This is a genomic window from Zooshikella ganghwensis DSM 15267 (assembly GCF_000428585.1).
Lineage (GTDB): Bacteria > Pseudomonadota > Gammaproteobacteria > Pseudomonadales > Zooshikellaceae > Zooshikella > Zooshikella ganghwensis.
The window spans coordinates 1-10,501 of record NZ_AUAF01000148.1 but is presented as its reverse complement, the minus strand read 5'-3'; the positions used below and the strand labels follow the sequence as shown (position 1 = coordinate 10,501).

General features: G+C 36.7%; 8 protein-coding genes and 1 pseudogene. 5 read left to right on the top strand and 4 right to left on the bottom strand.

The window, feature by feature from the left end; all coding sequences use genetic code 11:
- Positions 1-272 (top strand): hypothetical protein (locus F607_RS34845; protein ID WP_027709711.1); only part of this gene is annotated, 272 nt, incomplete at its 5' end.
- A gap of 73 nt (positions 273-345) precedes the next feature.
- Complete coding sequence (locus tag F607_RS30990) at positions 346-1,608, top strand: ABC transporter substrate-binding protein (RefSeq protein ID WP_051311719.1); 1,263 nt, start codon at positions 346-348, stop codon at positions 1,606-1,608.
- A 144-nt stretch (positions 1,609-1,752) separates the two neighbouring features.
- On the opposite strand, the gene F607_RS30985 is transcribed toward F607_RS30990, so the two are convergent.
- From F607_RS30985 to F607_RS0121380, 3 genes are all read right to left on the bottom strand, one after another.
- Positions 1,753-2,958, bottom strand: a complete 1,206-nt coding sequence (locus F607_RS30985; RefSeq protein WP_051311718.1) for an aminotransferase class I/II-fold pyridoxal phosphate-dependent enzyme — start codon at positions 2,956-2,958, stop codon at positions 1,753-1,755.
- Between the two features lie 662 nt (positions 2,959-3,620).
- Complete coding sequence (locus tag F607_RS35260) at positions 3,621-3,770, bottom strand: hypothetical protein (protein ID WP_211233690.1); 150 nt, start codon at positions 3,768-3,770, stop codon at positions 3,621-3,623.
- A 210-nt stretch (positions 3,771-3,980) separates the two neighbouring features.
- Positions 3,981-4,469, bottom strand: coding sequence for a hypothetical protein (locus F607_RS0121380; protein ID WP_157365556.1), 489 nt, complete (start codon positions 4,467-4,469; stop codon positions 3,981-3,983).
- Positions 4,470-5,031: 562 nt separating this feature from the next.
- Here F607_RS0121380 and creD point away from each other — a divergent pair.
- From creD to F607_RS0121365, 3 genes are all read left to right on the top strand, one after another.
- Positions 5,032-6,360, top strand: a complete 1,329-nt coding sequence (gene creD, locus F607_RS0121375; protein WP_027709709.1) for a cell envelope integrity protein CreD — start codon at positions 5,032-5,034, stop codon at positions 6,358-6,360.
- Positions 6,361-6,654: 294 nt separating this feature from the next.
- Positions 6,655-9,285, top strand: coding sequence for a type VI secretion system tip protein TssI/VgrG (gene tssI, locus F607_RS0121370; protein WP_027709708.1), 2,631 nt, complete (start codon positions 6,655-6,657; stop codon positions 9,283-9,285).
- Positions 9,286-9,321: 36 nt separating this feature from the next.
- Positions 9,322-10,110 (top strand): tetratricopeptide repeat protein, encoded by a 789-nt coding sequence (locus tag F607_RS0121365; protein ID WP_027709707.1) that lies wholly within the window; start codon positions 9,322-9,324, stop codon positions 10,108-10,110.
- 109 nt (positions 10,111-10,219) lie between these two features.
- Here F607_RS0121365 and F607_RS34840 read toward each other — a convergent pair.
- Positions 10,220-10,501, bottom strand: a pseudogene (locus tag F607_RS34840) (hypothetical protein); the annotation flags it as partial.

Genomic DNA, 10,501 nt, shown 5'->3' with positions numbered 1-10,501 from the left:
CCATCGGTAGAACAACGCCTGTATTAATGGGGTTGTATTCCTTAGCCTGTGTTATCGCCAAAGAAATGAGACAATCCACTCTTTTACAACCGGCATTAACCAGTTGGTATGACAAAAAAGATCAAGCAACATTTTCCGATGTCATCGCATTTATTAGGCGAACAATTTGGGCTGAAGAATATTTTTCAAACTCAAGTATAAGTGATGACTTTATTAAATTAACACCCAATGACGCTGACACTTTAATTAATCAACTCGCGATGGCTGCTTGATGGCCAAAGTCGAGCATAAGTAACACGCGAAAAATGTGCATAAAAAGAGCTTTGCTTGATAAGGTATACTTAGTTGAAAATATTCCTTCTCATTGGTATTAAAACGCTTATAAGACAACTCATCATTTTTTTACTCGCCTTGCAAAGTTTTCAACTTAATGGATCACAGCAAAACTTTCTTGACGTCACAGTGCTTAATGTTGGCGCAGAACAAGGAAAAGCATATCGGTACTTAGCAAGAGAGTTTGAGCAACGCTACCCTTCCGTTAAAGTAAGAATACTGCCTGAAAGTGATGCCAACTATAAAGTAAAGTTGATGCGCTGGCTTACAGCAACAGAAGGACCTGACGTCATGTATTGGCAAGGTGGTGAACGACTTTTTAACCTAGTGAGAAAAGACCTTATTTTACCTATAAATGATTTATGGCAACAGCAACAGTGGGAGACAAGTTTTTCTCAGGGTATTAAAAATTTAGTTAAGTTCAACAATCAATATTATGCAATACCTGTGAGTTATTACCACTGGGGGATTTACTACAACGAAGCTGTTTTCAAAAAGTATCGTTTATCTCCACCAAATAATTGGCAAGGCCTCCTCAAAGTATGCGACACATTATCTAAAGCCGGTAAACAACCAATCATCATAGGAAACAAAGGGTTATGGCCAGCAATGGGCTGGTTTGATTACTTTAACCTTAGAATTAATGGAATTGACTTTCATAACAGGCTATTACAAGGCAAAGAATCTTTCTTGCAACCTCAGGTGAAATCAGTTTTCACTTACTGGAAGCAACTTTTAGATCAACAATGTTTAGTTACAGACTATATTAACCAGGAGTGGTTTGATATTTTACCGGAAATCACTCGAGAAAAAGCAGCGATGATACTCATTGGCCACTTTGTTGTCGCCAGGGCAGGGGCATTAAAAAGCCATTTAAACTTCTTCCGTTTTCCAACCATAAACACCAATATTCCAGTTTATGAAGAAGCACCTACCGATTTGTATTTCATCCCACATAATACTAAGAATTTACTCTATGCAAAACGGTTTCTTGAAATGCTTGGGTCACCAGATATTCAACATCAATATAATCGTATAATAAAGAATATCCCCCCTCATTATTCAGCTCCGGTTGAGCCTCTAAGTCTTATACAACAGGGAAAGAACATGCTTGATAGTGCTGCAGGAATTACTCAATACTTTGATCGAGACTCACAAAAAGAGTTTGTTGAGCTTGTTTTACCTTCCATAAATAATTTTCTTGAACATAGAGATATTAATCAAATCACATCTGAATTAGAAAAGTATAGATTAAAAATATTTAAACAGAATTAGCTATTAAAGTTTCACTGATTATTATTCATGTGTTGAGAGTAATCGCACCATGCCATTCCCTGGCAGTAATCCCCTTCACGAATGACTTCTAGGCTTTGTTATCTTCACTCCTCCCCCCTATCACCTATTAATTTTCAGATACCATTAACTTTCAGAGTCTGAATTCAATACCTCATTTAATACAGCAGTAAACTCACTGATTTGTGAAGGGGTATGACGTGCTGTGAGGGTAAATCGTAATCCTGTATGCCGTTTAGGTACTACTGGGAACATGGCAACATTACAGTAAAAACCCCGCTCCATTATTTTTCTGGAAAGCCTCACGCCATTATCAGGATCACCTACTCCTACAAAAAAGATAGGTGTTAATGGATCAGAATATACTGGCAATCCATATTGCTCTAATAGCGCCTGACAGTGCTGTACATTCTTATTAAGTTTATCCTGAAATGTTACTAACTCATTCGATAAGTGGATATCTGCACATACAGTACCAGCACCCAGCCCACCATTAGAGATAGGTCCACCAAATACAATAGGCCCTCCCATCAATCTTATCAATTTACAGGTTTTTTCATCTTGACAGGTAAATACAGCCCCTTCTGCACCAAAGCCTTTTCTTAAAGAAGTTGCCACATACACTCTTGGGTGATTTTTCAAACAACAAGATAAACTCCATCCTTGACCTTTATCCCCAAAACACGACATACCATGTGCATCATCAAAGTAAATATGTAACTGCTCGTAGTTGTTTAATAATTCTAGTAGCTGGTGGTTTGGTGCACGATCACCAAACATACTATAAATGCCATCAGCAAAGTACCAAATCTTTGAATAACTACCTTTATGTTTATCCAACAAATTAGTAAGCTGATCCAAACGACTATGTAAAATATGCTTATTTTTTACACCTTGCCCTGTAAGATATTCTATAACAAACTGAACACTACGATGAACTTGTTGATCAGAAATTATTAAATCTTTTCTGCTTATCAATAAGGGTAAAACAGCCATATGTATTAGGTGAGTGCTTTGTGCTAATACCACTGGTCGGCTAAATATTTTGGTAAGTTTTTCTTCTAAAGACTGATAAAGCTCTGATGAAATATAGGCTCGAGAACTCGATAGATGTAAACCATGCTTATTGATTGCATTAATTGATGCTTCTTTTACTTTTGTTTCATGTTCTAAGCCTAAATAACCGCAGTTTCCCATATTTACCAAAGGTTTATTATCCTTATATATAATGACGCCTTCTCCGCCTCCATCATCAACTGTTAAATAACATATATCAGCACTAATTACTTTATCAGTATAGCTAAGTAGACTATCTCGTAAGCTCTCATTCATGGCGCATTACCTTAGTTTGAGTTTTCCTTTATATGAACTCCTTATCATCCAATCCTATTTAACAAAAAATGCATAATTCTATTGGTTAATTATCATGTCAGCTTGCTGTATTTGTTAGAACAAAAAATTCCATACATATATTTATAACAAAGGGGATATTTTCATTTTTTTTACAGCTTTACACAGTCTATTTACTATCAAGCGTTTCTTACTCGATATTTTCTTTTAATAATCAATCCCCATTTAAAAATAAAACTACTCATATCTATTTAATAGCAAGATATACACCATTATTTAATGACCATGCAGTATCAAGCAAAGACAGGACAACATTCATTGAACTGCTTGCCACAAGGATGCGGCAACCAATTTTTTATGATTGGGCTCTCGACGCGTTTGACGGGGGTTACGCAAGTTATTGAACAATAAACAGAGGCTATCGTAATGGTAAAAATTATATATCCACAGCGAAAGATTTTTAGGGGACTGGGGTGAAGAGCAAAGACAACAAACCCTTCTAATGTGTCGGGAACACATTAGAACAGCTTCGCTGGCCCGTTAGGGTGAGCGCTATGGATAGCGCACATAAAATTGATTCGCGAAAGGTATATGTGATTTCCTTGAAGGTAAGGATACTAGGCTTTTAATGTAACTTAACAGATTTAAACAATAGTATTTTGACTCAAAAATAAAATAATTAGCCAGACAATAAGTAATGGTACCGCTATGACTAAAATAATGTCGCTTGCTACTTTCAATAACCACCGAGCAAAACCGTGATACTTAATATAACGTCGTCGATAGGAGTACATAGTTTTTACCTATTCAGTGCCGTATATATTTCAGGCAAAATACAGGCCATTTGACAATAGTAGACATCTATAAATACCCTCAACGAATGCATTTTCTCGTGAAACCTTAATAAGTTCGCTTAGCTGTAACCAGGCAATATCAAACTATAAGGCGCTTCAATCTGATGCGTCCTGTTAATCACAGTGTAAAAATCATCAACACTTTATTTACTACTGGGGAACGTACTTTGAAGCAACCTGATATTGACAGCCTGCTATGGCAGGCTTAGCCTCCTCAACTGTTTGACGATTAATTTCTGTCTTTAGTGTAAGCCAGTTGCCGTCTAGAAAGGTGCTATTATCCATACGGATATAATTCACTTGATTAGCTTTAACATTCACTGTCATTGACAGCTCGTCTTGCATATCTGGGCTATCCATAAACCAATGAGGCCAACTATGACTTACTGTATGCTGCCCAGACTTTGTCGTAAACACAGTGAAATAGCCTGCAGCAAGCGTTGCCACAGGTTTTTCATCCCACAGAAACAATGCCGAGCGTTCAGGTATTTCATCACTCACAGGACGATATAACACCACCATGGCTAATTCACTATCACTACTGGTAGAGTCAAATACTAATGTCGTACATCCTGACAGCAATAATACCGTACAAATAACACTTTTAATCACATACTTCATCATATATTCCGCTTGCATCAACCAGGCTACTGAATAGTTCAAACCCGACACAGATATATGACACAACTCACATATATATTCAACATAAATCACACTATTTATGTGTAATTATTATATACCCAATACAAATGGTTTTTAGGTACGGCCATCAAGTGACGAAGCCACATGAGCTTATATTACCCATGAGCTTATATTTCCCATGAGCCTATATTAATAAGTGATTGGGGAGAGGAGTGAAGATAACAAAACTTAGAAATCATTGGTGAAGGGTATATTATTGAATCGCTTGTACTGTAAAAAAGTAGGACTATATAGCAATATCTATCTGCCACTAGAATGACACTTTTTATCTTCATTTTTGCACTTTCTTAGCGCATATTTTCACTTTTCACCAGTACAATTCCAAAATAATAAGGGTTATTGGTATCCCTTTAACAAGTCATTCATGTATAAAATAGTAACCACAAAGGACTTAACTATATCCACAGCAATATACCCACAGCAAAGGATATAAGCTTTCTGTGAGATCATCCAGATCTTTGGCACACTCTCAAACTAGGTTAAATGGAATACTTCAAGTATGGCAACAAACTTTCAACAATGGTTAAAACAGTCTCAGCTCTTAAGGATATTTATCCTTGGCATTTTGGTTTTGCTTTTACAGATTCCGTTATTTCAAATCAGTGATTTAGTCTATGAACGTGCATCTAGAAAAGGACAGACCGCTGGAGAAATTGCAAATAAATGGGGAAATAGTCAGATTTTATTTGGCCCAAGTATTTATATACCTTACACCACACACTATGTTAATAACGAGACAGGTAAGGTCATTAGCAAACATCATTGGTATGTTATTTTGCCCGAAGCTATGTCAACAATGGCTAATTTATCCATTGAAAAGCGTTATAGAAGTTTATATGAAGTCCCTGTTTATCAAGCTGATGTTTCCATAAAGGGTCATTTCCAACTGCCAGAAACAACACCAGATGGCTTACAATGGGACAAAGCAATTGTTGCCATCAAGCTTAACGATAGTAAAGCGCTTATCTCAGGTAAATTACAATGGAATAGCCATCCGCTAAACTTTCAACCTGGTAGCCCTCACCTTCCTGGCGATATTCAGTATTTACACAGCAAACTCCAAATTGATGAAACATCAACCAGCCACACCTATAACATTCAACTTAAATTCAATGGAACAGATGAACTATATATTGCTCCCATTGGCAATGAGTCAACAATATCAATAGGAGGAAACTGGGCTGACCCTAGCTTTCAAGGAAACTGGCTACCCCAACAGCGTGATATCATTGATACAGAATTTAACTCTAAATGGCAGGTCCCCTTCTTAAGTAGAAATATTCCTCAATACTGGAACGATGCGAACGACTTCACTGACGCTTTAGCCAATAGTGTTGTGGGCGTAAAGCTAACAACCCCGACAGATGTATATCGTCAGATTCATCGTGCTATCAAATACGACTTACTGTTTATTGCCCTCACTTTTATTGTCATTTGGTTGTGGGAAGCAATGGGCCGATTAACTGTCCACTATATTCAGTATCTACTGATTGGTGCAGGTTTATGTATGTTTTATCTTTTAACCCTGGCACTTGCTGAACATATTGGTTTTATTGCTGCCTACATCCTCGCCAGTAGCAGTGTAATATTAATGATTACCAGTTATGCCTGGTCTGTACTAAAAACACCATTCCGAGCATTATTACTGGGTATTATTCTTATTTGTCTTTATGGATTCTTATATACACTATTACAAGAACGCGACTACTCCCTACTATTAGGATCTGTCGGGCTTTTTGCAGCATTATCTGCAATCATGTTCTGTACCAGAAAAATAGATTGGAATAGCAAAAGTAACGAATTGATCAATAGCAATACACAGAAATAGTGCCAAGTTAATATCATTGCAAACATTTGGAAGGGACTTTAAATGTTTGCTTTTATAAGTAGTTATCGCCTTTTACAAATCATCTTATTTAATCCAAAAAATCAGCCAAGCGGCCCATGTCTAAACGTCTTTCCCACCACGTTGTTGTTTGAATTGACGCATACACTATGATGCTTCTCTCACAATTACATAAAAATAACTTGCTATTGCATATCTACCACAGTTCCCTCTTTGGTATTACTGAAGCTATTCGCATAATACCCAACCTGTTTGAATTAACTGTAAGGGACAACTATGGGTCTTGGAAACTCAAGCTTATTTATGTTTTCAGTCGAAGGCTGTAATGATGAGTTTCGTGTTGTTGAATTCAAAGGCAGAGAGCAAATTTCGTCTCCGTTTTATTTCACGGTGGCGGTCGCCTGTTCAAATTTTGAACTTTCAACCAGTGCACTTATAAATAAGCCTGCTTGTCTCACCTTCAGCGCAGAAGAAGCTCCCAGATATGTACATGGCATAATTGTCAATATTGAGCTTATTGACACTGGACGTCGTTTTGCCAGTTATAAAGTTGTCCTGGCACCAAAACTCTGGCGGCTAGAAAAACGTACACAAATGAAGATTTTCCAACAACAGGACACTTCGCAAATCATTAAAACCCTATTAAAGGATGCAGGGCTGAAAGAAGGGGATGACTTCAAAATAGAAATCACTGGAGAACTCCCGCAGCGTACATATACAACACAGTATCATGAAACAGATCTTGAATTTTTTAATCGAATTTTAGCCGAGGATGGGCTTCACTATCATTTTATTTTTGAGCAAAACCGGCATGTGTTACTTATCAGTGACACACAGTATATTTTTAAGCGCCTGCCGGTGACCCCAGAAATCCCTTATATCCGCCACACAGGATTATTAAAACGCGATTACACAATTCATGACTTCAGCTTACAAAGCAAAGTGCAACCAAATAAAATTACAGTTAAAGATTATAATTTTACTAAACCATCTCTTAAACTTGAAATCAGTGAACAAACAAACCAAGGGGACTTCGAGGTTTATCATCATGGCGGGCTATTCCAAAAGCCTGATATCGGTCAGAAACAAGCACAAACGCAGCTTAAAGCTTTTCAAGCCTTAAAAGAAACAGGACTCGGAGAAAGTAACTGCGTTTATTTAAGTGCAGGTAAACTATTCAAGCTCACAGAACATAATAACCCCGCGCTCAATCAAGAGTATTTACTGTATGGCGTAAGTCACTATGGTTCTCAACCCCAGTCACTAGAAGAAGGGGCTAGCGGAGGGCCAAGCGGCTACTCATCAAGCTTTATATGTATTCCTAATAATGTTGAGTTTAAAGCTCGAGCACCAAAGCCAACCATCAACAAGCGTAACCGCTTCAATGGCATACAAAACGCAATGGTAGTGGGACCGGCAGGGGAAGAGATTTACACTGACCAGTATAGTCGTATAAAAGTACAGTTTAACTGGGATAAAGACGGTAAATCTAATGAGAAATCATCCTGCTGGATCCGTGTAGCGCAGCCTTGGACAGGTGCATCTTGGGGAACTGTTCAGATTCCACGTATTGGCCAAGAAATCCTGCTAAGCTTCGTCAATGGTGATCCTGACAGACCATTAATAAAAGGTGTGCTGTACAATGGCCGTAACAAACCACCTTATAAATTACCTGACCAAAAAACAAAAACAACAGTAAAAACATGCAGTACACCAGGAGGTCAAGGTTTTAACGAGTTACGCTTTGAAGACAAAAAAGCGCAAGAGCAAATTTTTATCCACGGTGAACGCGATCAAGATATAAAAATTGAGAACGATAAGGACCTCAAAGTATGCCATGATCGTCACCTCGTAGTAGATAAACAAAACCATATTCATATAAAGCAGCTTCTCAGTGAAAGCATACACGGCACATGGAAAGAAGACTTGTGGAAAAAACAATTCATTACTGTAAAACAGAATTTTACTGAAAAATCTGCTAAAAATTATAACTGTGAAGCAGGAAAAGAAATTCATATCAAATCATCTGGCAAACTAGTGTTTGATGCTGGTATGCAGATGTCTGTATCTGGCTCAGGAAGTTACTTCACACTAGATCCCTCTGGAGTGAAAATTAATGGGCCTACAGTGCGGATGAATGCTGGAGGGAGTGCCACTAGAGGCACCAATTCTGAAGAAAAAATACCTGAAAAAGCCGATGAAGCAAACGATAAAGTCGTTATAGCGCCCACTGGCCAGGGTAAAAAGCAGAATAAAGGTAAAAATAAACCAAATCAACAACCTAATAAGGCTTCAGGAAAAAATCCAACGGCTCAAACTAGTAAAGTTGAGTCAAATAGCTCAGGCCGAAAACAAAAACCATCTCAAAATAATACAAATGATATTAATATTATAGAAGACACTATTCCATTAAATCGTTACTCAAGACCAGGAACTAAACTTAAAGATGTAAAAGGAATTGTAATACATTGGGTAGCAGTACCCAAAGCAAAAGCAAAAACAATTAGAGATAACTTTGAGAAGATAGAAAGAGAAAAGAGATTTGCTTCGGCACATTTTGTTGTCGGCCTAGAAGGTGAAATAATAAAGGTTATTCCTGAAAATGAGGTCGCCTATCACGTTGGAGCTAAAATATACAAAAATGGAATTCAAAAAAAATTAGGTAACTATCCAAATGCACATACTATAGGTATAGAATGCTGTCATCTGGATAGTAATGGGAGTATGGCCAAGGCCACATGGAACTCTTTAGTTTCTCTAGCTTCATCTTTACTAAAGAAATTTGGTTTAACTGAAAGTGATTTATACCTTCACCAAGATGTAACAGGAAAACCTTGCCATAAATATTTCGTCGATAATCCAATAGAATGGGCAAACTTTAAAAATGAAGTAAAAATAAAAATGTAGCCTATGGAAAGTCACTCATATAAGCAAAGGTCATCAATGAAAAACTATTTAGCCATTTTTATATTTTGTATTGCTAGCAGTTTGTGGGCAAAATCACCAAGTATTAATAATAACTGTAACATGCAATCATCAGCATCAGATAAGCCTATCTCTAATCAGAATTTGTCAAGAGAGTATAATCGAAAGGGTATGGCTGCCTATCGAAGAAATAAACTTATAGAAGCAAAAAATTTTTTTTATTGTTCCCTTATCAAGGATTATAACTACGCTCTTGCTCATTACAACTATGCATCCACTCTAGCCCTACTTGACCAAAAGACTGTTTCTGATCCTTGCTATAATCCTTCTTTAGAAAAAATGAAAAAGCACTTGATTCGGTCAATTCAACTTGATCCTGGTCGAAGGCAACGTCTGAAGAATGATAACGATTTTGATAAAATAAGGGATAGCTATTTTTATAAATATGTTACTTTCGATATTAAGCAAGAAAAAATATCAGATTTATTTCACAAAGTTGGCACATGGCATGCACAAACTATAGGTGTTTTTCCTGTGGCAAAACTTATTTTTGAAAATGAAAGCAATGTGTTATTAAAAACTTATAATTTTAAAGCTTCAAGTCAAACTGCTGGTTGGTCAAAGGGAGTACCCGCTATATACTCTATTGATGGTAATACATTAAACATAGAGTTTAAAAATAATAAGTCAGACTCACTCAGTGGAGAAATCAAACTTATCATCAAAAAAAATGTTTTACTTGACATAGAAATCTCTACTGATAAATTTGGTATTTTTAAAGGGTATCAAGATGATTGTAATGCATAAATAAACCCTTTTCTAATTATATAGCTTTACTAAAAAATAGCCTCCAACTTTACCTTTGTAACTTTCCTAACAATTTATTAAGCTTGATCTAACAATACTCTAGACACTTTTACGCAGCCATAGCCCCATAGTCACTCATCTGTTTATACACTTGAGCGACTTTTTGAATACTTAAGCTTAACCCTAACTTGTCAAAAAGTTTTTCCATTAAGTGTTGATTAAATTTTTTACGTTTCCATGAGGCAATTGAAATTACTGTTCTATCATTACTTCCTTTTAATAGCTGATCCTCTAACTTCAAGACATTAAGTGCTGATAATGAAGCATTTAAATGAGTATGTGTGGCTTCTTTTTTACGTGACTGACAGTGGGTGAATCCTGTATATTGTTT